The 22,765-nt window shown below is 76.3% G+C and carries 23 protein-coding genes and 1 pseudogene; 4 read left to right on the forward strand and 20 right to left on the reverse strand.

The features are described 5' to 3' along the window. Positions 1 to 5 precede the first annotated feature (5 nt). From hemL to ACQPYN_RS29175, 13 genes and pseudogenes are all read right to left on the reverse strand, one after another. Positions 6 to 1,322, reverse strand: a complete 1,317-nt coding sequence (hemL, locus tag ACQPYN_RS29115; RefSeq protein ID WP_433039107.1) for a glutamate-1-semialdehyde 2,1-aminomutase — start codon at positions 1,320 to 1,322, stop codon at positions 6 to 8. 61 nt (positions 1,323 to 1,383) lie between these two features. Next, on the reverse strand, positions 1,384 to 3,495 hold the full coding sequence (locus ACQPYN_RS29120; protein WP_433030311.1) for a protein kinase domain-containing protein: 2,112 nt from the start codon (positions 3,493 to 3,495) through the stop codon (positions 1,384 to 1,386). 82 nt (positions 3,496 to 3,577) lie between these two features. Next, entirely contained in the window at positions 3,578 to 3,940 is a 363-nt protein-coding gene (locus ACQPYN_RS29125; RefSeq protein ID WP_433030313.1) for a hypothetical protein, read from the reverse strand. Continuing rightward, the gene (locus ACQPYN_RS29130) at positions 3,937 to 4,407 is read right to left on the reverse strand and encodes a hypothetical protein (protein WP_433030315.1); all 471 of its coding nucleotides are present in this window, start codon (positions 4,405 to 4,407) and stop codon (positions 3,937 to 3,939) included. Before ACQPYN_RS29130 ends, ACQPYN_RS29125 begins: the two co-directional genes overlap by 4 nt. Next, entirely contained in the window at positions 4,404 to 4,841 is a 438-nt protein-coding gene (locus ACQPYN_RS29135; protein WP_433030317.1) for a hypothetical protein, read from the reverse strand. Before ACQPYN_RS29135 ends, ACQPYN_RS29130 begins: the two co-directional genes overlap by 4 nt. A gap of 2 nt (positions 4,842 to 4,843) precedes the next feature. Next, on the reverse strand, positions 4,844 to 5,818 hold the full coding sequence (gene hemB, locus ACQPYN_RS29140; protein ID WP_433030319.1) for a porphobilinogen synthase: 975 nt from the start codon (positions 5,816 to 5,818) through the stop codon (positions 4,844 to 4,846). A 77-nt stretch (positions 5,819 to 5,895) separates the two neighbouring features. Continuing rightward, positions 5,896 to 7,536 (reverse strand): uroporphyrinogen-III synthase, encoded by a 1,641-nt coding sequence (locus tag ACQPYN_RS29145; RefSeq protein ID WP_433039109.1) that lies wholly within the window; start codon positions 7,534 to 7,536, stop codon positions 5,896 to 5,898. A gap of 23 nt (positions 7,537 to 7,559) precedes the next feature. After that, positions 7,560 to 8,558 (reverse strand): hydroxymethylbilane synthase, encoded by a 999-nt coding sequence (gene hemC, locus ACQPYN_RS29150; RefSeq protein ID WP_433039111.1) that lies wholly within the window; start codon positions 8,556 to 8,558, stop codon positions 7,560 to 7,562. After that, positions 8,548 to 9,952: pseudogene (locus ACQPYN_RS29155) on the reverse strand (glutamyl-tRNA reductase); the annotation flags it as partial. The pseudogene ACQPYN_RS29155 and the gene hemC, both read right to left, overlap by 11 nt. Next, positions 9,949 to 10,743, reverse strand: a complete 795-nt coding sequence (locus ACQPYN_RS29160; protein ID WP_433030321.1) for a redox-sensing transcriptional repressor Rex — start codon at positions 10,741 to 10,743, stop codon at positions 9,949 to 9,951. The pseudogene ACQPYN_RS29155 and the gene ACQPYN_RS29160, both read right to left, overlap by 4 nt. A 318-nt stretch (positions 10,744 to 11,061) precedes the next feature. Continuing rightward, positions 11,062 to 11,724, reverse strand: a complete 663-nt coding sequence (locus ACQPYN_RS29165; protein WP_433030323.1) for a hypothetical protein — start codon at positions 11,722 to 11,724, stop codon at positions 11,062 to 11,064. Then, positions 11,721 to 12,308, reverse strand: a complete 588-nt coding sequence (locus ACQPYN_RS29170) for a hypothetical protein (protein WP_433030325.1) — start codon at positions 12,306 to 12,308, stop codon at positions 11,721 to 11,723. Before ACQPYN_RS29170 ends, ACQPYN_RS29165 begins: the two co-directional genes overlap by 4 nt. Beyond that, the gene (locus ACQPYN_RS29175; protein ID WP_433039113.1) at positions 12,305 to 12,553 is read right to left on the reverse strand and encodes a glutaredoxin family protein; all 249 of its coding nucleotides are present in this window, start codon (positions 12,551 to 12,553) and stop codon (positions 12,305 to 12,307) included. Before ACQPYN_RS29175 ends, ACQPYN_RS29170 begins: the two co-directional genes overlap by 4 nt. 940 nt (positions 12,554 to 13,493) lie before the next feature. On the opposite strand from ACQPYN_RS29175, the gene ACQPYN_RS29180 reads away from it, so the two are divergent. From ACQPYN_RS29180 to ACQPYN_RS29195, 4 genes are all read left to right on the forward strand, one after another. Then, positions 13,494 to 14,090, forward strand: a complete 597-nt coding sequence (locus ACQPYN_RS29180; RefSeq protein ID WP_378014987.1) for a sigma-70 family RNA polymerase sigma factor — start codon at positions 13,494 to 13,496, stop codon at positions 14,088 to 14,090. A gap of 124 nt (positions 14,091 to 14,214) precedes the next feature. Continuing rightward, the gene (locus tag ACQPYN_RS29185) at positions 14,215 to 14,697 is read left to right on the forward strand and encodes a hypothetical protein (protein ID WP_433030327.1); all 483 of its coding nucleotides are present in this window, start codon (positions 14,215 to 14,217) and stop codon (positions 14,695 to 14,697) included. After that, positions 14,697 to 15,542: a DUF5667 domain-containing protein gene (locus ACQPYN_RS29190; RefSeq protein ID WP_433039115.1), complete on the forward strand. Its 846-nt coding sequence runs from the start codon at positions 14,697 to 14,699 to the stop codon at positions 15,540 to 15,542. The genes ACQPYN_RS29185 and ACQPYN_RS29190 overlap by 1 nt, the downstream gene beginning before the upstream one ends. 144 nt (positions 15,543 to 15,686) lie before the next feature. Next, positions 15,687 to 16,730: an HAD family hydrolase gene (locus ACQPYN_RS29195; protein WP_433030329.1), complete on the forward strand. Its 1,044-nt coding sequence runs from the start codon at positions 15,687 to 15,689 to the stop codon at positions 16,728 to 16,730. 10 nt (positions 16,731 to 16,740) lie between these two features. Here the strand turns inward: ACQPYN_RS29195 and ACQPYN_RS29200 are convergent, their stop codons facing one another. The 7 genes from ACQPYN_RS29200 to ACQPYN_RS29230 form a co-directional block, all read right to left on the reverse strand. Next, positions 16,741 to 17,805: a lysophospholipid acyltransferase family protein gene (locus ACQPYN_RS29200; protein WP_433030331.1), complete on the reverse strand. Its 1,065-nt coding sequence runs from the start codon at positions 17,803 to 17,805 to the stop codon at positions 16,741 to 16,743. Between the two features lie 62 nt (positions 17,806 to 17,867). Further along, complete coding sequence (locus ACQPYN_RS29205) at positions 17,868 to 18,920, reverse strand: NAD-dependent epimerase/dehydratase family protein (protein WP_274190914.1); 1,053 nt, start codon at positions 18,918 to 18,920, stop codon at positions 17,868 to 17,870. 60 nt (positions 18,921 to 18,980) lie between these two features. Then, a complete protein-coding gene (locus tag ACQPYN_RS29210; RefSeq protein WP_010241351.1) occupies positions 18,981 to 19,082 on the reverse strand; it encodes a 30S ribosomal protein bS22 in 102 nt (33 codons plus the stop codon). A gap of 108 nt (positions 19,083 to 19,190) precedes the next feature. After that, a complete protein-coding gene (locus ACQPYN_RS29215) occupies positions 19,191 to 19,424 on the reverse strand; it encodes a helix-turn-helix domain-containing protein (protein WP_274190915.1) in 234 nt (77 codons plus the stop codon). Between the two features lie 152 nt (positions 19,425 to 19,576). After that, on the reverse strand, positions 19,577 to 20,497 hold the full coding sequence (proC, locus tag ACQPYN_RS29220) for a pyrroline-5-carboxylate reductase (RefSeq protein WP_433030335.1): 921 nt from the start codon (positions 20,495 to 20,497) through the stop codon (positions 19,577 to 19,579). Positions 20,498 to 20,517: 20 nt separating this feature from the next. Further along, positions 20,518 to 21,270 carry a sugar phosphate isomerase/epimerase family protein gene (locus ACQPYN_RS29225; protein ID WP_433030337.1) on the reverse strand — a complete coding sequence of 251 codons (753 nt, stop codon included), beginning with the start codon at positions 21,268 to 21,270 and terminating at the stop codon, positions 20,518 to 20,520. A 75-nt stretch (positions 21,271 to 21,345) separates the two neighbouring features. Next, on the reverse strand, positions 21,346 to 22,764 hold the full coding sequence (locus tag ACQPYN_RS29230) for a hypothetical protein (protein ID WP_433030339.1): 1,419 nt from the start codon (positions 22,762 to 22,764) through the stop codon (positions 21,346 to 21,348). Between the last annotated feature and the right edge of the window lies 1 nt (position 22,765).

Below are 22,765 nucleotides of genomic sequence, written 5' to 3' on the forward strand. Positions count from 1 at the left end.
AGGGCTCACGGCGCCGTCGCCGCGGCCGCCGCCCGCGCCGCGCCGGGCAGCGCGTCGGCGATCACCGAGAACGCGTCGTCGTCGAGCGCCGCGGAGATGAAGCACGCCTCGAACACGCTCGGCGGCCAGTACACCCCGGCGTCGAGCAGGGCGTGGAAGAACGGTGGGAAGCGCCAGGTCTCGGCGGCCTTCATGTCGTCGTAGTTCCGCCCCACCTCGTCGGCGAAGCGGACCGACACCAGCGAGCCCGCCCGCTGCATGGTGTGGACGACCCCGGCCGCGGAGAGCGCGTCGGTGACCAGGCCGTGCAGGCGGTCGGCGTTCGCGTCGAGTGCCGTGTAGACCTCGGGCGTCGCGTGGCGCAGCGTCGTGAGCCCCGCCGCGACGGCGACGGGGTTCCCGGCCAGCGTCCCGGCCTGGTAGACGGGCCCGGCGGGAGCGAGGTGGCCCATGACGTCGGCGCGGCCGCCGAACGCGGCGGCGGGCAGGCCGCCGGACATGACCTTGCCGAAGCAGTAGAGGTCGCCGGCGACGCCCTCGAGGCCGTACCAGCCGGACGCCGAGACCCGGAAGCCGGTCATCACCTCGTCGATCACCAGTAGCGCGCCGTGCGCCTGGCAGAGCCGCTTGAGCCCGGCGTTGAAGCCGTCGTCGGGGGCGACCGCGCCCATGTTGCCCGCGGCCGCCTCGGTGATCACGCACGCGATCTCGGGCCCGCGCTCGGCGAACACGGCCGCGACGGCGTCGAGGTCGTTGTAGGGCAGGACGACGGTGTCGGTCGCCTGGGCGCCGGTGACGCCGGGCGACGAGGGGAGCCCGAACGTCGCGACGCCCGAGCCCGCCTCGGCGAGCAGCGCGTCGACGTGGCCGTGGTAGCACCCGGCGAACTTGACCACCACGCTGCGCCCGGTGAACCCGCGGGCCAGCCGCACCGCGCTCATCGTCGCCTCGGTGCCGGAGTTGACCAGGCGCACCTGCTCGACGGGCTCGACGCGCCGCACGAGCTCCTCGGCGAGGTCGACCTCGCCGATCGTCGGCGTCCCGAACGACAGCCCGGCGGACGCCGCCTCGCGCACCGCCTCGACCACGGCGGGGTGCGCGTGCCCGAGGATCATCGGGCCCCAGGAGCTGACCAGGTCGACGTAGCGGTGGCCGTCGGCGTCGGTGAGCCAGGGCCCGGAGCCGGCCACCATGAACCGCGGGGTGCCGCCGACCGACTTGAACGCGCGGACCGGGGAGTTCACCCCGCCCGGCACCACCTGCTCGGCGCGCGCGAAGAGGTCCGCGCTGCGCCCGACGTCGGACGTCCCGGGGCTCGTCATCGCTGTGCGGGTCACGGGGCCCAGTCTCCCAGCCGCCGGGACCTCGGGCCCGCCAGGCCCGTCAGGCCGGGAGCGACTCCAGCGGCGGAGGCGCGAGCGCGGTGACCGCGCGGTCGACCGCCTCGCACGACGGGCCGGCGACCTCGATCGAGTAGGCGACGGCGTCCCAGCCCACGAAGGTCCGGCAGGGACCGCCGTCCTCGGTCTGCACGAGCGGTCCGAGGCGCCCCCGCCCGGCGCGTTCCAGGCGGCCGCGCCGCCCGACTGCGCGCCGCGCGCGTTCGCCTCGGTGCTCACGTCGCCCGCGGTGTTCCACCGCGTGTAGCTCACGGTGGTGCCCTCGGGCCCGGCGCAGCCGCGCACCTGCTTCGGCGTGACCCCCGACGTCCCCGCGGTGGGCGTGCCCGGGTTGCACCCGGGCCGGATCGCGCCGGGGAAGACCCGTTCGGGCGCCCGCAGGTCCTCGGTGGTGGGCAGGCCGGTCGCGTTGAGGCTCGCGGTGACGTCGGCGCACCGGTCGTTGGTGACGTAGGCCTGCACCATCTGCGAGTGGCCGGTGTACGAGGCCACCGTCGTGCACTGCCCCTGGACGAGGGTCTGGTAGTAGGGGCCCTGGGTGATGCCGTCGATCGTCCAGGTGCGGATGCCGTCGGTCGAGGGGGAGGTCTGGTACGACGCGACGCGCGTCTGGGCGTCCTGCGCGGTCGGCCAGTCGATGTAGGCGATCGCCGCGACCCCGCGCTGGCACTGCAGCACGCTCTGCGGCTGGGCGCCCGTCGCCAGCTGGTACGCGGTGCCGTCGCCCGGCAGGCACCCCGCCCGGGCGCTGTCGGTGAACGTCTGCGACAGCGGCGCGGCCTCCCCGAGCGCGAGCGTGGCCGGCGCGGTGCCGCCGCGGTCGAGGACGACGATTGCGGTGACGACGATCGCGGCGACGAGCAGGACGGCCACCGCGACCAGGCCGATGACCAGGCCACGGCGGCGGGGCCTGCCCGTGGCGGCGTGCGGGCCGGACTGCCCGGGCGGGCCGGCGGGGGTCGTCGGCGACCAGGGGCCGGACGGAGGGGGCCAGCCGGAGGGGGCCGGACGCGTGGGGCCCGCTGTCCCAGCGGATCGCCGGGCCGCCCGCGGGCGCGTACGGGCCCTGCCCGTAGGGCGGGTAGGACGGCGGACCGGCGGGTCCGACCCAGGTCTCGCGCTGGTGTTCCGGGCCGCGCGGCGGGCCACCGGGTCCCCCGGGCGGGGCGTCCGGACGGCGGCCGCCCGGCGGGTCGGGGATCGGGGCGGGGGCGCGTCCGTCGAGGGCGGCCCTGGCCGCGGCCGCGAGCTCCCCGGCGTCGCCGAAGCGCTCGCCCGGCCGCTTCGCGAGCCCCCGCAGGACGACGGCGTCGAGCGCCGGCGGCAGCCCCGGACGCCGCACCGAGGGCGGCTGCGGGTCGACGTTGAGGTGCTGGTGGAGCATCGCCGGCATGTCCCCGTCGAACGGGGGCCGCCCGACGAGGATCTCGTAGAGCACGACGGCCAGCGCGTAGACGTCGGCGCGCCGGTCCACCGTCGCGCCCTCGAACTGCTCGGGCGCCATGTACGCCAGCGTGCCCAGCGTCGTGCCCGCCTCGGTGAGCGCGCGCCCACCCGGCGTGCCCTGCCCGAGGCGCACGATGCCGAAGTCGACGAGGTGCACGAAGTCCCGTCCGTGCGCCGTGGTCACCAGGACGTTGCCCGGCTTGACGTCGCGGTGGACGAGGTCGTGCGCGTGGGCGTCGTCGAGGGCGTCCGCGAGCTGCTCGACGAGGCCGACGGCGCGCGCCGGGTCGAGCGGGCCCTCCTCGCGCAGGAGCCGGGCGAGGTCGCGTCCGTCAACGAGGCGCATGTCGAGGTACAGGCGCCCGTCGATGACGCCGAAGTCGTGGATCGGGACCACGTGCGGCGAGGACAGGCGGGCCGCCGTGCGGCACTCGCGCTCGAACCGCTCGCGGATCTCCGGGTCGTCCGCGAGGTCCGGCGCCAGCCGTTTGAGAGCGACCTCGCGGTCGCGCCGCGTGTCGTACGCCCGGTGCACCTCGCCCATGCCGCCGCGCCCGAGACGGCTGGTCAGACGGTAGGGACCGAACATCTCCGCCGACCCCCCGGCGGGGCCCGTCGTCCCGGCGCCCGGTCCCGGCGAGCCCGTCATGTCGATCTCCCCCCAGGGCGGCGGAGGGTGGTCGACCGCGGGCCCGGACGGGAGGATACGACGCAGATCACCCCGGAGGCGATCACGAACGGCGATCGGATCCCGGGGAGGTCGTGGCGTGGTCGGCGTCGTCCGCCTCGGCCGGGTGAACGGGGACCTCGTCCGGGTCGGGAGCGTCGACGGGCGTCGGTGCCACCGGTGCCGCCGCGTCGGCGGGCGCCCGGGCGGCCCGGAGCGCGGGCACCGCGGCGAGTGCGGCGAGCACCGCCGCGACCCCGGCGGCCGTGCCCGCGAGCAGGAGGCCGCCGACGAGGTGCAGCTGGCGGATCGGGGTGACGAGCAGGCCGCCGGTGGTCTCGCGGACGTCCACGCCGGCGACGAGCAGCACGACCGCCGCGACGGCGAGCACCACCGTCGCCGCGGCGAGCAGGACGGCGCGCCTCACGACGACGCCCGCGCGCGCAGCAGGTCGCCGATCGCCTGCCGGAGCGCGTCGCCGTCGCGGGCCCAGGCCACCGCCCGGGTGCCGTCGCTCAGGCGCAGGACGACGGGCGTCAGCCGGCGGGGCACCACCGGCCCGTCGCCGAGGACCCGCAGGCCGTGGTGGTCCTCGTCGGCGGGGCGCAGCGACGTCACCTGCGACATCGGCAGGCGGGTGCCGCCCTGCACCAGCGTCGACGGGGTGAGCTCCACCCGCAGGAAGCGCCGCCTGCTGCGGACGAGCACGAGCGTGTAGAGGAACACCAGCAGGCCGACGCCGAGCCACAGCGCGAACGACGGCCCGCCGGGAGCGAGGCTCTCGAGCCCGATCCCGGCCGCCGCGAGCACCGGGCCGAACAGCAGCACCCAGGGCCGCGAGCCGGTCTCGGCGTAGAGGACCGGTTCGTCGGTCGTGGGGTCCGCGGCGGTCACCGGAACCGGCCGAACCACACGCGGGCCGCGGGCAGGTGGAGCAGCACCGCCCCGGCGACGAACGCGACGAACCACGCCCCGCCCACCCCGAGGAATGTGACCTGCACGAGGCCGACCGCGGCGAGGACCACGCCGACGGCGGTGAGGACGGTGCGCGCGCGCCGGGAACCGCGCCCGGCCCGGCGGGCCGCGACGATCGTGCCGACACCCCCCGCGGCCAGCACCACCATGGCGGCGGCCACGGCGGCCGGGCCGGTGCCGGGGTCGGCCGTGCCGAACGCGAGGCCCAGGCCGAACAGCAGGGCGGTGCCGATCATCAGCACACCGAGCACGATCCACAGCACGACGGCGGCGGTGACCAGCCCGGGGCGTCCGGGCTCCTCCTCGGGCGGGGTGAGGTCCCGCTCCGCGTCGGACCGCGCGTGGTCGGTCACCGTCAACGGTCCAGCCAGGCGGTGGCCTCGGTGGCCCAGTACGTCAGGACGATGTCGGCGCCGGCGCGGCGGATGCCGGTGAGCGTCTCGACGATCGTGCGCTCGCGGTCGAGCCAGCCGCGCTCGACCGCGGCCGAGATCATCGCGTACTCCCCCGAGACCTGGTACGCGGCGACCGGGACGTCGGAGGAGTCGGCGACCCGGCGCAGGACGTCGAGGTAGGCCATGGCCGGCTTGACCATCACCATGTCGGCGCCCTCGTCGAGGTCGAGCGCCGCCTCGCGCCCCGCCTCGCGGGCGTTGGCCGGGTCCTGCTGGTAGGTGCGGCGGTCGCCCTGGAGCTGCGAGTCGACGGCCTCGCGGAAGGGGCCGTAGAACGCGCTGGCGTACTTCGCGGAGTAGGCGAGGATCGCGGTGTCGCGGTGGCCCGCCTCGTCGAGCGCGGACCGGATGACCCCGACCTGGCCGTCCATCATCCCGCTGGGCGCGACGACGTGGGCGCCGGCGTCGGCCTGCGCGACGGCCATCTGCCCGTAGATCGGCAGCGTGGCGTCGTTGTCCACCCGGCCCTCGTCGTCGAGCACGCCGCAGTGGCCGTGGTCGGTGAACTCGTCGAGGCAGGTGTCGGCCATGACCGGCATCGCGTCGCCGACCTCGGCCCGCACGTCGCGCAGCGCGACGTTGAGGATGCCCTCGGGGTCGGTGCCGCCGGACCCCACGGCGTCGCGCCGGGCCGGGACGCCGAACAGCATGATCCCGCCGAGACCGGCCGCCGCCGCCTCGGCGGCCGCCTTGCGCAGCGAGTCACGGGTGTGCTGGACGACCCCGGGCATCGACGAGATCGGGCGCGGGGCGTCGAGACCCTCGGCGACGAACACCGGCAGCACGAGGTGCCGCGGGCGCACGTCGGTCTCGGCGACGAGCCGGCGCAGGCCGGGCGTGGCCCGGAGGCGGCGGGGACGGTCTGTGGGGAACATGCGGTTCGTCCTTCGGACCTGTGGGCGGTCGTCCGTGCCCTCGCACGGACGACCACCCACGAACGCGGAGCGCCAAGCTAGCGCTTGCGGGCCTTCGTCTTGCGGGGCGGGGGCAGGGCGCCCTCCGCCCGCAGCTTGTTGGCGTGCGACGCCAGCGCCTCCACCAGGGACGGCACGTCCGCGGTGTCGGGCTTCACGTCGACGCGCAGCCCGAACTCGACCGCGGTCTCCGCGGTCTTCGGGCCGATGCAGGCGACGATCGTGCGGGCGTGCGGCTTGCCGGCGATGCCGACGAGGTTCCGCACCGTCGACGACGAGGTGAAGCACACCGCGTCGAAGCCACCCGTCTTGATCGCCTCGCGGACCGGCGCGGGCGGCGGCGCCGCCCGGACGGTGCGGTACGCGGTGATGTCGTCGATCTCCCAGCCGCGCTGCTGCAGGCCCTCGGCCAGGGTCTCGGTGGCGATGTCGGCCCGCGGGAGCAGGACGCGGTCCACCGGGTCGAGGACGTCGTCGTGCGGCGGGAACACGTCGAGCAGACCCTCGGAGGACTGCTCGGTCTCGTCGCCCGGCACCAGCTCGGGGTGCACGCCGAACGAGCGCACGACGTCCGCCGTCGCCTCGCCGACGCAGGCGATCCGGACGCCGGAGAACGCGCGGGCGTCGAGCCCGAACTCGCCGAACTTCTCCCACACGGCGCGCACCGCGTTGGCCGAGGTGAACACGACCCACTGGTAGCGCCCGTCGACCAGGCCCTTGACCGCGCGCTCCATCTGCGCCGGGCTGCGCGGGGGCTCCACCGCGATGGTGGGCACCTCCTCGGGCACCGCGCCGTGCACGCGCAGGCGGTCGCTCATCGCGCCCGCCTGGTCCTTGGTGCGCGGGACGAGCACGCGCCAGCCGTAGAGGGCGCGCGACTCCCACCAGGACAGGGTGGCGCGGTCGGTGACGGCGTCGCCGAGGGTGACGACGAGCGGTCCCTCGAGCTCCGCGCCGTCGGCGGCGAGCTTGTCGAGGCTCGTCTCGACGGTGCGCTGCCGGGAGCCGGTGCCGCCCGCGGTGACGAGGGCGGGGGTGCCGGGCTTCCAGCCGTTCTCGACGAGGCGGGCCGACGCGCCGGCGAGCTCGGCCGCGGTGGCCTGCAGGACGAGCGGGCCGGGGGCCACGGCGAGGGCGGCGTAGTCGACGGCCTCGCCCGCGGTGATGTCCACCGAGGTGTGGGCCGGGCCGAGGGCGACGCCCGCGTAGGTCGGCACCGCGGTGTCGGCGGGCATGCCCGGCACGACGTCGAACGGCACGCCGGCGGCCGCGACGGCACGGACCTCGCTGACGATGTCGGGGCGCACCAGCGGGTCGCCGACGACCAGGCGCACGACCGAGGCGCCGCTGCGGGCCTCGCCGACGACGGTCTCGGCCAGCGTGGCGGGGTCGGCGGGCGCGGGGCCGCTCGTGGCGGCGGGATCGTCGGCGGCGAAGCCGGGCGCGACCACGGCGTCGGTGGCCGGTCCGCCGGCCGCCGGGTCGTCGGCGTGCCCGACCGGCCGGACCGTCGTCGTCGAGGGCAGCAGGCCGAGGACGTCCGCGGGCACGCCGCGGTCGGCCACGACGAGTGTGGCCGCGGCGAGGGCGTCGCGGGCGCGCACGGTCAGTAGACCCGGGTCTCCGGGTCCACTGCCGACGAAGGCGACCCGGCCGGCGGTCGTCGAGGGTGCTGTCATGTCTTCCGATCCCATCGTGGTGTTCAGGAGGCGTGCGAGGGCCCCGAGGGCCCCGTCGGCTCCGCCCCGTCGGCGAGCAGTTCCTCGGCCAGTGCGCGGCCGATCTGCTCGGCGTCCTCGGTCTCTCCGGTCGCGGACCCGCGCACGAGTGCGCCGTCCGCCGTGGTGGCCACCGCACGCAGCGACAGCCGTTCGACGACATGGCCGTCGTCGTCGAGGTCCTCGACGACCTCGGCGAGCGCCCCGATCGGGGCGCTGCAGGGCGAACCCAGCGCGCTGAGCACGGCGCGCTCGGCGGCCACGGCCACCGCGGCGCCCTCGTCGTGCAGGGTGGTGCGCAGCAGGTGCTCGAGCGCCGCGTCCTCCGACCGGCACTCGCAGGCCAGCGCGCCCTGGGCGGGCGCGGGCAGCACCTGGAGGGGGTCGAGCACCTCGGTGACCTCGCCGACCCGCCCGAGGCGGGCGAGTCCGGCGCGGGCGAGCACGACCCCGTCGATCTCGCCCCGGGTCACCTTGGCGATCCGGGTGTCGACGTTGCCCCGGATCGGCACGAGCTCGAGGCCGAGCCCGAGCGCGCGGATCTGGGCGACCCGCCGGGGCGAGCCGGTGCCGATCACCGCGCCGGGCGGCAGCTCCCCGAGCACCATGCCGTCGCGGGCGATGAGGGCGTCGCGAGGGTCCTCGCGCGCCGGCACGGCGGCGAGCGTCAGACCCGGCACCCCGGCGGTCGGCAGGTCCTTGTACGAGTGCACGGCGACGTCGATCTCGCCGGCGAGCAGGGCGTCGCGCAGCGCGGTGACGAACACGCCGACGCCGTCCATGGCGATCGGTGTGCCCGCCGCCTGGCTGCGGTCGCCGTCGGTGGAGATCGTCACGACCTCGACCGTGGCGCCGGCGTCGGTGAGCGCCGAGGCGATGATGTCGGTCTGGGTGCGCGCGAGCAGGCTCGCGCGCGTGCCGATCCGGATCGTGCGGGCGTCGGTGCCGGTCATGGGCGGCGCGTCCGTGGTGTCGGCGGTCATCGCCGGCCCCCGGGACCCCGGGTGTCGACGGCCAGCGCCTGGTCGACCTCGTCGCCGGGCTCGACGCTCGCGGTGCGGGTGCTCGACTCGGTGGCGGCCAGCACCGCGGGCGTCTGCGGGTCGAGCTCGAACAGCTCGCGCAGCGCTTCGGCGTAGGTGTCGCCGCCCGGGGACTGCGCGAGGCGCTTGACCTGCACCGTCGGGGTGTGGAGCAGCTTGTCGACGACGCGGCGCACGGTCTGGGCGACCTCGGAGCGGGAGCGCTCGTCGAGGTCGGGCGTGCGGCCGTCGAGGCGCAGGAGCTCGGCGTCGACGACCTCCGCGGCGCGCCGGCGCAGCGCGGTGACCGTCGGGGTGACCTCGGCGGTGCGCTGCGCGGCGAAGTAGGCGCGCACCTCCTCGGCGACGACCGTGCGCGCCTCCTCGACGGCGATCCCGGCGCTCGCCGAGCGCAGCCGCTCCCCGAGGGCGGCCAGGTCGACGACGGTCACGCCCTCGATCCCGGCGACGCGCGGGTCGACGTCGCGGGGCAGGCCCAGGTCGCAGACGACGAGCGGGGCGACACCCGTGTCGCGGCCCGCCAGCCCGCGGCGCACGTCGTCCTCGCCGACCACGGTGCCGACGGCGCCGGTGCAGGCGACGACGAGGTCCGCGGCGGCGATCTCCGAGGCCAGCGCGTCGAGGCCGACGGCGCGGGCGGTGGCGCCCTCGGTGCGCAGGGCCACCGCGAGGCGCTCGGCGTTGGCCTCCGAGCGGTTGGCCAGGACGAGGTCGTCGACACCGCCGCGGCGCAGGTGCGCGGCCGTCAGGGCGCCCATCGACCCGGCACCGACCACGAGCGCGCGGCGCCCGGCGAGCCCGCCCAGGGCGGCCTCGGCGTCGGTGAGGGCCTCGGAGACCACCGAGGCGCCCGCGGCGTCGATCCCGGTCTCGGCGTGGGCGCGCTTGCCGACCCGCAGCGCCTGCTGGGCCAGCTCGTGCAGCACCCGGCCCGCCGAGCCGAGCTCGCGGGCGTCGGCGTACGAGGCACGGAGCTGGCCGAGGATCTGTGCCTCGCCCACGACCATCGAGTCGAGGCCCGCGGCCACGGAGAAGAGGTGCTCCACCGCCGAGCCTGCGTAGTGCACGTAGAGGTGGTCGGTGAGGTCGGAGACCTCGGCGTGCGCATGGCGGGCCAGCACGTTCGAGACCTCGGTGAGGCCGCCGTGGAAGGTCTCGACCACCGCGTAGATCTCCACGCGGTTGCAGGTGGAGACCAGCATCGCCTCGGTGACGTGCTCGCCGGTGAGGAGCTCGTCGAGGACCTTGCGGGTGTCCTCGGGGGAGACGGCGACGCGCTCGAGCACCGGCACCTCGGCGGTGCGGTGCGAGACGCCGACCAGGAGCAGGCTCATCGGGAGAACACCTCTCGCGGGGTCGGTCGCGACGGGGCGGCGGGAGCGGCCGCGGACACCGTGCCGTGCCGGCGCGCCACGTGGAACGACAGGACCTGCATCTCCACCGCCAGGTCGACCTTGCGCACCTCGACCCCGGCCGGCACCGAGAGCACCGTGGGCGCGAAGTTCAGGATGCTGCGCACGCCCGCGGACACGAGGTGGTCGCAGACGCGCTGCGCGGCCTCCGCCGGCGTGGCCACCACGCCGATGGTGACCCCGCGCGCGGCGCATACCGCGTCGATCGCGTCGGCGTGCTGCACCTCGACGCCGTCGATGACGGTGCCGACGAGCGCCGGGTCGACGTCGAAGAGGGCCGCGACCGGGAAGCCGCGCTGGGCGAAGCCGCCGTAGCCGGCGAGCGCGTGCCCGAGGTTGCCGACCCCGACGAGCGCCACGGCGTGCGGGCTGTCCAGGCCGAGCGTCGCCTCGACCTCCGCGGTGAGGCGGGAGACGTCGTACCCGACGCCCCGGACACCGGAGGAGCCGATGAGGGAGAGGTCCTTGCGCAGCTTCGCGGAGTTCACCCCGGCCGCCGCGGCGAGCTCCTCGCTGGACACGGTGCCGCGGCCGTCGGCGAGCAGGGAGGTGAGGACGCGCAGGTAGACGGCCAGGCGGGCCACCGTCGCCTCGGGCACCGGGCGGGTCGCGGACTCCTCGCCACCGTCGGCGGCGTGGGCGAGGTCCACCCCGGGGGGTCGGCTCGAGGGCACCGCGCGCCGAGCGGGCCGGGTGCCGCGGTCGACCGTCACTTCCGGGCGCCTCCTGTCATGCCTGCATCACCACGCCGTCGCGGGGTTCCCGCACCCGCGGCCGTGCACCACGCGGACGTCCCTGGATCGGATCCAGAACAACGCTAGCGCTCGTGAACGCACGCACAAAATCGCCGCGGGACCTCCGGCCGTGGGCTCGACCACCCTCCGCACCGGCGCGGACCCGCGCCGTGTCGTGTCGACCGGCGGAGGTCTCCAGTCTGCCAGTCGGCGCGCCGCGACGCGCCGTCCACACCGGCCCGGAGCAGCGCGGGGCGGTACTCGGCCGTCCCCGTGCGCCGTCCGGCCCCGTTCGGGTCAGACCGTCAGGGCGTCCGGGCCGAGCGCTCCGGCGGTGGGGTCCGTGGGTGCGGTGGGCGGCCGTCCGAGCAGGAAGTCCGCCGTCGCGCCGTGCATCGCGGAGACGGGCGCGACACCCGCCGCGAGGGCGACCGTCGACGTCTCGGTGGCGCGGCTGGCGATCGCGGTGATGGTGGCGGTGACGGTCGCGGTGACGTCCGCGGCGAGTCCCAGCAGGTCGACGGGGGCGACGGCGGCCACGAGGCGACCGCGCAGCGCGGGCTCGACGATGAGGGGGTAGCCGTCGACCGGGGGCCGCCCGGCGTTCGTCAGCAGCCGGTTCCACGCCTCCGCGTGCGCCACGTGCTGGGCGGCGGCCCCGGACAGGAAGGCCGTCACCACTCCCGGGACGGACCCGTACCGCCCCTGGCCCGCGCCGGTGCCGGCCTGGCCGAGGAGGTCGCCCGCGAGGCCGGAGAGCGCGGCCGCGACGGCCATGAGAGCCGCGTCACCCTCGTACACGGGGGCCGGCGTGGTGGTCGTGGTGGTCGGCGGCGGCGTGCCCGCCGGGGCGGGGGTCCCGGGCGGCGCGGTGTTCGAGCACGCGGCCAGCGCGGCCGCGCCCGAGAGCGCACCGAGCCCGAGCAGGAAGCGGCGCCGCGTCGTCCCGGGCCCGGTCATCGCAGGGCCCCCTCGGTGGCCGGCGACGCCTTCTCCGTAGGGAAGAGGACGTCGGGGAAGCCGACGGTGCCCGCCCCGGGCGGCAGCGCGACCAGGTCCGGGGGCACGGCGACCAGGTCGGCGCGCCCCGTGGAGAGCAGCGCGCCCAGCGTGAGCAGCAGGGCCTTGCGCCGGGCGGAGGCCGTCGCGTGCCCCAGGACCGTGACCCGCACGTCGGGGGACGAGAGGTCGACGACGTCGGCGACGAGGGTCTGGGCGAGGACGTCCTCGAGGGTCAGCAGGAGACCGACGACGTCCCCGGGGCCGCGCACGGTCGGCAGGGCCTGTTCCACCACCGCGGCGTACTTCGCGTTCGGCGAGGTCTGCACCCGGCCCCCGGCGGTGCGGGTGGCCCGGGCGAGGTCGGTGCGCGCGCGGTCCAGCTCCTGCACCGCGGTGGCCAGGAGGGCGCGGACCGGCGCGAGCGCGGTGCCGCCGCCGGCGTAGGGAAGCCGCTGCAGGCGTGTGTAGGTGTCGGAGGTGAGCTCCACCAGCGAGGAGGCGGTCTGCAGGACCGGCACGTCCGCGGGCGTCGGTGCCGTCACTGCACGTCCCCGCCCGTGAGGGCACGGACCAGGTCGTCCGGCTCGACCCGCCAGGACCCGATCTCGACGCCGTCGACGAGCGTGACGGGGATGCGGTCGCCGTACTCGGCGCGCCACTCGGGGTCGGTGTCCGCGGCGTCGACGTCGACGACGACGTGCTCCTCGCCGACCCGCGCGCCGATCTCCCGCACGACGCCCTCCATCCGGTCGCAGGTCCGGCAGTCCGCCCGCACGAGCACCACGATCCGGGGCGCCTCCACGTCCGGGTCCACGTCCGGGTCCACGTCCGGGGAGGCGTCCGACCCGTCCGGGCGACCGCCCGCCGCACCGCCCACCGACACGGTCGCCCGCTCGTCGGACCGTTCGTCCGCCACCGGCTCGTCGCCTCCCTCCGGGGCCGCGTCCCTGCCCCGCCCGGCGGCAGTCTCCCACGGTGCGTTGACCTCCACGCGGAGCCCCACGACCACTCCGAACGGCCGCTCGTCGCACCGTTGCTGCAGGTCGGAGAGGGTCACCCCTCTCGGGGGCGCGCCGGTGTCAGGGGCCGTCGCGCCGCACGTATGCTCCCGCGCCAAGGCCTCCTCACCGGGGGATCCGGTCGGGAAACGTCGATCGAGGGAGAGGGCATGTCCGACGCTGCCGGTCGTCATGACCCGGCGCGCGCGCACGCTCTCGGGGCCCCCGGCCTCCCGTCCCCGCCCGGAGCAACGTGAGGCGCGCGGCACCCGATCCCGCCGACGAGCCCGGCGCCGGCCGCCCCCCGGCCCGGGACGGCGCCCGGCGCGGCACCGGCGCGCGCGGGGCCACCGGGACCGACACCCCGCCCGAGCCGGTGATCGACACCCGCACCAACGGCCACACGAACGGCCACGGCGGGCACCACGGCCACAGCACCCCGACGGCGGCTCCGGCAGCGCCGCCGACGGCTCCGTTCTACCCCGCGCAGCGCCGGCGCGAGGACACCTGGCCCCCGCCGGCGGGCGACGGGGCCCCGGCTCCCCGGACCGGCTCCGGCCCCTCCCGGGGCCGCCGCCTCCCCCGACCGCGCACCCGCCGACCGCCCCCGCGCCGATCGCCGACCCGGGCGAGCCGACCACCGGCCTCCCGATCGCCGACCCGGGCGTCGCCGTGCCGGCCGTGCCGGCGGACGGGCCGCCCCCGCTCGCGGAGGACGGCTCGGAGACCGTGGACGCCGACGAGCTCCCCGAGGACCTCCCCGAGGAGGGCGCCTCGGCCGAGGGCTGGGCGCTCGTGCGGGCCGCGCAGGACGGCGACACCGACGCCTTCGGCCAGCTCTTCGACCGCTACCACGACACGGTCTTCCGGTTCGTGCTCTACCGCCTCGGCGACCGGCCCGCGGCCGAGGACCTCACCCAGGAGACCTTCGTCCGCGCCTACCGCCGGATCACCTCGGTGAGCTACCAGGGACGCGACATCGGTGCGTGGTTCGTCACCATCGCCCGCAACCTGGTCCTCGACCACGTGAAGTCCAGCCGCTACCGGCTCGAATCCGCGACCGCCGAGGTCGCCGACGTCGCCCCCGGCAGCCTGCGCCCCGGTCCCGAGACCGAGGTGATCGCGGGCGCCACCCACGCCGAGCTGCTGAAATGCGTCGCCAAGCTGGGCGACGACCAGCAGGAGTGCATCGCGCTGCGCTTCCTCCAGGGCCTCTCCGTGGCCGAGACCGCGGACATCATGGGCCGCAACGAGGGTGCCGTGAAGGCGCTGCAGCACCGCGCGGTGCGCCGCCTCGCTCAACTGTTGCCCGAGGGTCTGCGGTGAGTCACAACGATGTAGTTCGAACCGCACACCGCAAAGACGTAACCGGTCGCCCGTCCGGTCGTTTTGCCCATCGACGAGCACGGCGCGCACCCAACGTGACGCGCGGACGATGAGGACGGGCGGAATGTCGAGCGGGTACGACGGGGACGACGAGCTGTTCGCTCGCGTCTGGGCGCAGCGGGACGCGGCGGAGCGTCCGGCGCCCCCCGATCCCCGCCGTGACCGGACCCAGGAGCGCCCCCAGGAGCGCCTCGACCCCGAGCTCGCCCGCGTCCTCGACGTCGCCGCCGCCCTGCGCACCGCCGGTCGCGCGGCGCAGGGTCCCGATCCGGACACCTCGGCCCGCATGCGCGCCGCTGTGATGGCCGAGATCCGCGGTGGGACCGCCGACGGCGCGACCCGCGAGCGCACCCGCGTGCTGCGCTCCACGGACCCCGGTCCGGCCGGTGGTCGGGGGCCGGCCGGGCCGGTGCCACCACCCGCCGGGAGAGCCGCGAGAGCCGGGGCGGGACGCGTCCCGCGGACCGTCGCCCCGCCGCCCGCGCGACGTCCCGGCGCTCGGGCGCCCGCCTGCTGTCCTCCTTCGTCACCGGTGCGTGCGCCGTGATGCTGCTCGGCGCCCTCACGGTGCTGCTGAGCCGCGGCGCGCTGCCCGGCGAGATGCTCTACAGCATCAAGCGCGCGTCGGAGAGCGCCGAGATCGGCCTCACCAGCGGCCAGGAGGCCAAGGGCCTCAAGCACCTCGACTTCGCCTCGACCCGTCTCGAGGAGGTCTCGGACCTCATCGAGCGCCAGGCCGCCACGGCCGCGGGCGCGGGTCCGGTCGCCGCCGGCATCGGCCCCGACGAGGCCGCCCTCGTGCTGGACAACCTGCGGGCGTTCGACGAGCAGGCCCGCACGGGATCGCGCCTGATCCTGCCGCTCGCCGCCCAGCCCACCGGCCCGTCGCCCGCGGAGCTCGGCGAGTGGGCCCGCTCCCAGTCGGCCCGCATCGACACCCTGAGCCCCTCGCTGGACGGCGACGGGCGCACCGCCGCCGCCGGGTCGCAGCAGATGCTGCAGCGCCTCGACCAGCGCGCCACCGCGTTCGGCGGGCCCGAGCGCTGCGCCACCGGTGACGCGTCCGACGACCTGGGCCCGCTGCCCACCGGCGCCTGCGACACCGGCTCCGGGTCGGACGACTCGCAGGCCACCACGACCGCGATCCCGGAGTCCACGACCACGAGCACGACGTCGAGCACGACGACGTCCAGCACGTCCTCGACGACGTCCTCGCGGAACGAGACCTCCAGCCGCGACGACGACTCGGACGACTCCGACTCCTCGTCGGGCTCCCGCGAGCAGCGGACCTCGACCCCGGACCCGGTCCAGGTCCCCCTGCCCGTGCCGCTGCTGCCGCAGGTCGACCTGCCGCCGCTGCTGCCGGGTCTGCCCGGCCTCAGCCTGGGCTGACCGGGCCGCGCCCGGCGCGACCGGTGGGCGGTCCGGCCCGTCTAGGGTGGACGAGCACCGCCGAGGACGCTGCCGTCCCACCCCGGCGGTCCGGTCCCGGGACGGCGACGACACGGGCGGCTACGACACGGGGAGGACCCGGCGGTGGGACGACGGCGCGAGCGCCGGATACAGGCGGAGCGCGACGCGGCGCGACGGGCCGGGGAGGCCTCCGCCGAGGCCGCGGTGCGGGACGCCGCCCTCGGCACGCCCACCGCGTCGGAGCTCCTCGAGGCGGTGCCGGACAGCGCCGACGCCGCAGGCGGGGTCGACGGCGCCCCCGACGGCGAGCTCTCGGGCGGAGGCCCGGCCGCAGCGGCCGCATCGGCGGACGCCCCGGACATCCACCAGGTGCCGCCGTCGACGCGCGTGCCGCCCGACCTCACGGCCGCGGCGTTCTTCGACGTCGACAACACCATGATGATGGGCGCGTCGATCTTCCACTTCGCCCGCGGCCTGGCCGCCCGGAACTTCTTCTCCGGCTCGGACATGCGCGGGTTCGTCTGGCAGCAGCTGAAGTTCCGGCTCGGCGGCGAGGGCTCGCCCGAGGACGTCCGCGCCCACCGCGAGCAGGCCCTGTCGTTCGTCGCCGGCCAGCCCGTGGCCGAGCTCGTCGAGCTCGGCGAGGAGATCTACGACGAGCTGATGGCCGACCGCATCTGGGAGGGCACCCGCGCCCTCGCCCAGATGCACCTCGACGCCGGGCAACGGGTCTGGCTCGTCACCGCCACGCCCCTGGAGCTGGCGCGCATCATCGCGCGCCGCCTGGGCCTCACCGGCGCCCTCGGCACGGTCGCCGAGAGCGAGGACGGCGTCTTCACCGGCCGCCTCGTCGGCGAGCTGCTGCACGGCCCGGCCAAGGCGCACGCGGTGCGCGCCCTCGCGGCCCGCGAGGGCCTCGACCTGCGGCGCTGCGCGGCCTACTCCGACTCGGTCAACGACGCCCCGATGCTGTCCGTGGTGGGCACCGCCGTGGCCGTGAACCCGGACTCCGACCTGCGTCAGATGGCCCGGCGGCGTGGCTGGGAGATCCGCGACTTCCGGTCCGGGCGCAAGGTCGCCCGCATCGGCGTGCCGTCGGTGCTGGGTGCGGGCGCGGTGGCCGGCGCGGTGGTGGCCGGCGCGGCCTACCGCCGCCGGGTCAGCTGACCCGGCCCGCTCAGCCCAGGAAGGCGTTCCGCCGGCCTGCGAGCAGGCGGTAGAGCGTCTGCTGGATGTTCTCGCGCACCTGGTCGGTCAGGTTGAACACCAGCATCGGGTCGTCGGCCGCGCTCGGGTCGTAGGAGTCCGTGGGGATCGGCTCGCCGAACTCGATGTACCACTTCGACGGCAGCGGGACGAGGCCCAGCGGACCCAGCAGCGGCCAGGTCGGCGTGATCGGGAAGTAGGGGACGCCGAGCAGGCGCGCGACCGGCCCCAGGTCGGCGATCTTGGGGTAGATCTCCTCGGCCCCGACGATCGAGCACGGGATGATCGGGACGCCGGTGCGCAGCGCGGCCGAGACGAAGCCGCCGCGGCCGAAGCGCTGCAGCTTGTACCGGTCGGCGAAGTCCTTGCCGATGCCCTTGAACCCCTCGGGCCACACGCCGACGAGCTCGCCGGCCGACAGCAGGGCCTCGGCGTCGGCGTTGCAGGCGAGCGTGTGCCCGGCCTTGCGCGCCGCGGCGCCGACGCCCGGGAGGCCGAAGACGAGATCGGCGGCGAGCATGCGCAGGTAGCGCGGCACGGGCAGGTCGTCGTGCGTCGCGACCGTCGTCATGAGCGCGTCGAGGGGCAACGTGCCCGAGTGGTTGGCCACGAGCAGCGCGCCGCCGGAGGTCGGCACGTTCTCGGTGCCGATGGTCTCCACGCGGAACCACTTGTCGTAGAGCGGGCGCAGCAGCGGCATGACCACGTTCTCGGTCAGGTCGCGGTCGAACCCGAAGTCGTCGACCGCGTAGCGGCCCGTCAGCCGGCGCTGCAGGAACTCGCCGACCTCGGCCACCCGCGCCTCGAGCTCCGTCGGTCCCGACGGGGTCGGCAGCGCGGCCAGCTCGCCGCCGGTGGTGGGCTCGACGGCGTCCATGGCCTCCTCGGTGGGCAGGCCGTCGCCGTCCACCCCGCGGGCGGCCGCCGTGCGCTCGGTGAGGGATCCGATCCCCGGTCGGCTCGCCCGTCGCGGCGCGGGACGGGGTCGCGGACGACCTCCGTCCTGGCGCAACGGGATGACCCGGGCCTCGGGCATGACGTCTCCTCGCGGACGCTCGTGGTCGGACAGCTCGTGGTCGGACAGGGTGTGGTGCGGGCTCACGAGCCCGTGGGCAGGGCCCGCGCGACGGCGACCGCCGCGTCCTGGGCCTGCCCGAGCCTCGACGGATCGATCCACGGGCGCAGCCCGCGCCCGGCCACGAAGTCGTCGAACGCCTGCACCGTCGTCCAGCGTGGCGTGAACCCGAACTCCGTGCGCAGCTTCGTGGTGTCCACCACGCGACCGAAGTTCAGCAGGCGCATCTGCTCGGGCGAGAAGTCGACCAGCCGGGCGCGCCGGGTGAACCGCCCGACCAGCGGCACCGCGGGCTGCGGGATCGGCAGCGGGAACCGGCCCGCACGCCGGATCGCCTGCGAGAGCATGAGCACCCCGGCGCCGCCGACGTTGAACACCCCGGGCAGGTCCTGCGCCGCCGCGCGCTCGAGCACCGCGACCGCGTCCTCCTCGTGCAGCAGCTGCACCCGGGCGTCGTAGCCCAGCACGACCGGGACCACCGGCAGCGAGAAGTACCGGACGAACGACGTGTCGATCCGCGGGCCGATGAGGTTGACGAACCGCAGCGTCGTCACCGGGATGTCCGGCCGGCGTCGCGAGAAGCTGCGGACGTAGCCCTCGATCTCGACCGCGTCCTTCGCGTAGCCCCCCGGCGGGATCGCCTTCGGCTCGGTGGTCTCGGTGAACGTCGCCGGGTCACGCTTGCTCGCGCCGTAGACCGCGCTGGTCGACTTCACCACCAGCCGCCGGACCGTGTCGGAGCGCTGGCAGGCCGCGAGCAGCTGCATCGTCCCGATGACGTTCATCTCCATCATCATCGAGCGCCCCCCGGACTGACCGGGATTGCCCGACAGGGACGCGTGGACGACGGTGTCGACCTTCGCGGTGGAGATGACCTTGCCGATCAGCGGGTTCCGGATGTCGACGCGCACGAACTCCGCGCGGCCCATCCGTCGTCGCATCTCCCGCGACGGCGGCGTGGTGTCCACGCCGAGGACGCGTTCGATCGACGGGTCGGCCGCCAGACGCGCCGCCAGGTGGCCGCCGAGGAAGCGGCTCACCCCGGTGACCAGGACGACGGACGGCGCCTCGGGCATCAGCTGGGCATCTCCTGGGATCGTGCGGCCGGCGTCGGCCCCTCGCGGGGCCGGACGGGCCTACTTGCCGAGCTTGCGACGCTGCACGCGGGTCTTGCGGAGCAGCTTACGGTGCTTCTTCTTCGACATCCGCTTGCGACGCTTCTTGATGACCGAACCCAATGGAGTACCTCTCGTGAGCAGGACGCGACCGACGGGTCGCGGACACACCACCGTACCGGCCGCCGCCATGGCGGCCGGTGGGTGGAGGGCCGATGGATCGAGGCGGCGTCAGCCGGCGTCGAAGTACGAGCCCCGCAGGTACTCGTGGACCGCGTCCTCCGGCACACGGAAGCTGCGGCCCACGCGGACCGCGGGCAGCTCTCCGTTGTGCACCAGCCGGTACACGGTCATCTTCGACACCCTCATGGCCGCCGCCACCTCGGCGACGGTCAGGAACTGCACCCTCGCCAGGTTGTCGCCGTCGGTCCGTCGCGGGCCGGGGCCCGCGTTGTTCTGGGGCATGGGTCACACGCCTTCCCGTGGCACCGGCCGTGCCGCCGGGCTTCCCCTCCCGGCGGTTCGACACGCCGTGCCGTGCGCGTGAGAGTAGCGGGACGCGTGTGACGTCTGGTTCGTTGCCACCCGACCGTGCGGCAGCCGCGCACCGAGGCGCGTCAAGCGTCCACGCCGACACGCCGGAGAACGATCCCGTCACGACGAACGGATCCCCGGCACCGCCCGGCGCGCTCAGCCGTCCTGACGCCCGAGGGCCACGGAACGGTCGCGAGCAGCGGCGACCGCGCGGGCGAGGGCGGTGCGCAGACCCTCGGCCTCGAGCGTGCCCAGCGCGGCCGCGGTGGTGCCCCCGGCGAGGTGACGGCCTCGCGCAGCAGCCCCGGGTGCGGCGCGGCACCCTCGCGCCCGTCGCTGCCCGGCGTCGTCAGCAGGCCCCCGGCGCCCTCGACGGTAGCGGTGACGAGCTCGGTGGCCGTCGCGCGCGGCATGCCGAGGGCCACCCCGGCGTCGATCATCGCCTCGGCGAGCAGGAAGACGTACGCGGGCCCGGAGCCCGACAGTGCGGTCGCGAGGTCCTGCTGGGACTCGGGCACGCGCACCGTGCGGCCCACGGCGGCGAGCAGGCCCTCGGTCAGCGCGAGCTCGGCCTCCCCCGCGGCCGCGCCCGGCGAGAGCACGCACATGGCCCGCCCGACGAGCATCGGGGTGTTCGGCATGACCCGCACGACGGCGGTGTCCGCCGGGAGCCGCGCCTCCAGGCTCGCCGTCGGGATGCCCGCGGCCAGGGACACGACCGTGGGGCGGTCGCCGTCCGGGCCGCGCCCGGCGAGGACGTCGTGCACCTGGTCCAGCGCGGCCGGGACGTCGCCGGGCTTCACGGCCACCACGAGCACGTCGGCGCGCCGCGCGGCCTCGGCGGCGTCGACCGCGCCGATCCCGTACCGCTCGCCGAGCTCCGCGGCGCGCGCCGCCACCGCCTCGACGACCAGCAGCCCACCGGGACTGCGCCCCGCGGCCACCAGCCCGCCCAGCAGCGCCTCGCCGATCTTCCCGCCACCCAGGACCGCGACCGTCTCCACGGCCCGATCCTCCCGCGACGTCAGACGCGCGAGCGCGGCAGGTCGGTGCCCAGGTGCAGCCGCGCGAACAGCAGCGACTCGGCCAGCATGTCGAGGCGCTCGTTGCGCGAGCGGGCGCGCCGCGTGCTGATCTCGACGACGACCGTGCCGTCGAACCCCGAGGCGCCGAGCCGGCGGCACACCTCGGCGCACGGCTGGGAGCCGCGCCCGGGCACCAGGTGCTCGTCGCGCTCGACGCCCGTGCCGTCCGCGAGGTGCAGGTGCACCAGCCGCTCCCCCATGCGCTCGAGGAGGGCGAGCGCCTCGTCCCCGGCGGTCGCGGTGTGCGAGAGGTCGAGCGTGTAGTTGCGCGCCCCGGGCTTGGTCGGGTCGTGCCCGGGCGTGTAGCTCGACCACCGCAGCGGGCCGCGCCGCAGCGGGAACATGTTCTCCATCGCGATGCGCACGCCGTGGGCGCGCTCGAGCTCGTCGATCTGCCGGGGCAGGCCCAGCGCATAGCGGCGCTGCCAGCGGAACGGCGGATGCAGCACCACCGTCGGCGCGCCGAGGCTCGCGGCGAGCACCGCGCTGCGGCGCAGGCGCTCGGCCGGGTCGGGCGTCCAGACCCGCTGGGTGATCGCGAGGCAGGGGGCGTGCACCGCGAGCACCGGCATGCCGGTGCGCTCGGAGGCCCGGGCCACCGCGGCGAGCCGCTGGCTGTCGGGGTCGGTCCAGACCATGAGCTCGACGCCGTCGTAGCCCAGCTCGGCGGCCACCTCGAAGGCCGAGTCCATGGGCTCCGGGAACACCGAGGCGGTCGACAGCGCGACCGGCGGGCCCCCGTGGGGGGAGGGGTGGGACGCCACGGATCAGCGGCTCAGCAGCACGATCGCAGCCGGGGACACGGTCACCACGAGTCCCACGACGACGGCGAGCACCGTGGTCTGCAGGTCGTCGGAACGTCGCAGGGCCCGCACACCGAACACCAGCCCGGTGGTCGCGGCGGCGGCGAGCACCAGCGCGACGACCGGCTGCTCCTGCCACAAGTAGGAGAAGACCGTCCACAGCACGGCGCCGAGCAGCGCGCCGAGCACGAGCTGGACGATCATCACCGCCCAGTCCTTGGCCGAGCTGGGGCGCTCCTCGGGCTCGTCGTCGTACTCGTCGTCCAGCTCGTCGCCGTCGTCGAGGCGGGTGCGCTGCGGAGCCCGGCCGAGCCCGGCGGGGGCGTCGTCCGGCTCGTCGTCGAACCGGTCGTCGAACCGGTCCTCGAACCGGTCGTCGTACTCGTCGTCCAGCTCGTCGTCCTCGTCGTCGAGGTCCGGGCGGGCCATCGGCGACGCCGCGGTCGCCGGTCCGCCGCGGTCCTCGGCCGGGCCGCCGCGCTGGGGGGCGCTCCGGGGGCTGGGCGAGGGGGAGGCCGCCGTCGCGGGGCTGCCGTCGCCGACCCGCGCGGCCGGGACCCCGCCGGGTCCCGCCGGCATGCCCCGGGTGGGCTGGGCCGCCGTGGGCTGGGCCGCCGTGGGCTGGGCGCTCGGGGGCTGGCTCGTCATCGGCGGGCCGGCCGGCGGGCCCGCGAAGGCCTGGGTGCCGGTGGCCGGCGGGGCGGGACGGCCCGGGGGCGGGCCGGGCGGAGGTCCCGGAGGCGGGCCGGGCGGTGGTCCCGGCGGCGGCCCGGGCGGGCCGGCCGCCCACGGGTCGCGTCGGGGCGGCGCGTACGCGCCGGGGCCCTGGCTGCGGGGATCGTGGCCCGGAGCGGGGGCGCGGCCCCCGTCGTCGTACCCGCCGGGCTCGTAGCCGCCGGAGTCGTAGCCACCCGAGTCGTACTGGCTGCCGCCGTACTGGCTACCGCCGTACTGCCCGCCGCCGTACTGCCCGCCGTACTGCCCGGTGTCGTACTGACCGGTCCGGTACTGACCGGTGTCGTACTGACCCGTCTGCACGGGGCCGCTGTCGTACCGGCCCGCGCCGTACTGGCCGCCGTCGTACTGGCCCGCGTCGTACTGGCCGCCGTCGTACTGGCCGGTCTGCGGCCCGGGCGACCGGTACCCGCCGGTGTCGTAGCCGCCCGGCTCGTAGCCACCGGTGTCGTAGCCACCGGAGTAGCCACCCGGGTCGTACCCACCGGAGTAGCCACCGGGCGCCTCCGGCGCGGGGCCGGGAGCGCCGTCGTCCTCGGGCTCGCTGGTGCGGCGACGCCGGGGCTGCTGGGACTCCGCGCTGTACGCGGCCAGGAGCTCGGCCACGCTGCGCTGGGTGCCCGGACGGGGCCCGTCGTCCCTGTTCACC

This window comes from Actinomycetospora sp. CA-053990, assembly GCF_050948445.1.
In the GTDB taxonomy this organism is placed as follows: domain Bacteria; phylum Actinomycetota; class Actinomycetes; order Mycobacteriales; family Pseudonocardiaceae; genus Actinomycetospora; species Actinomycetospora callitridis.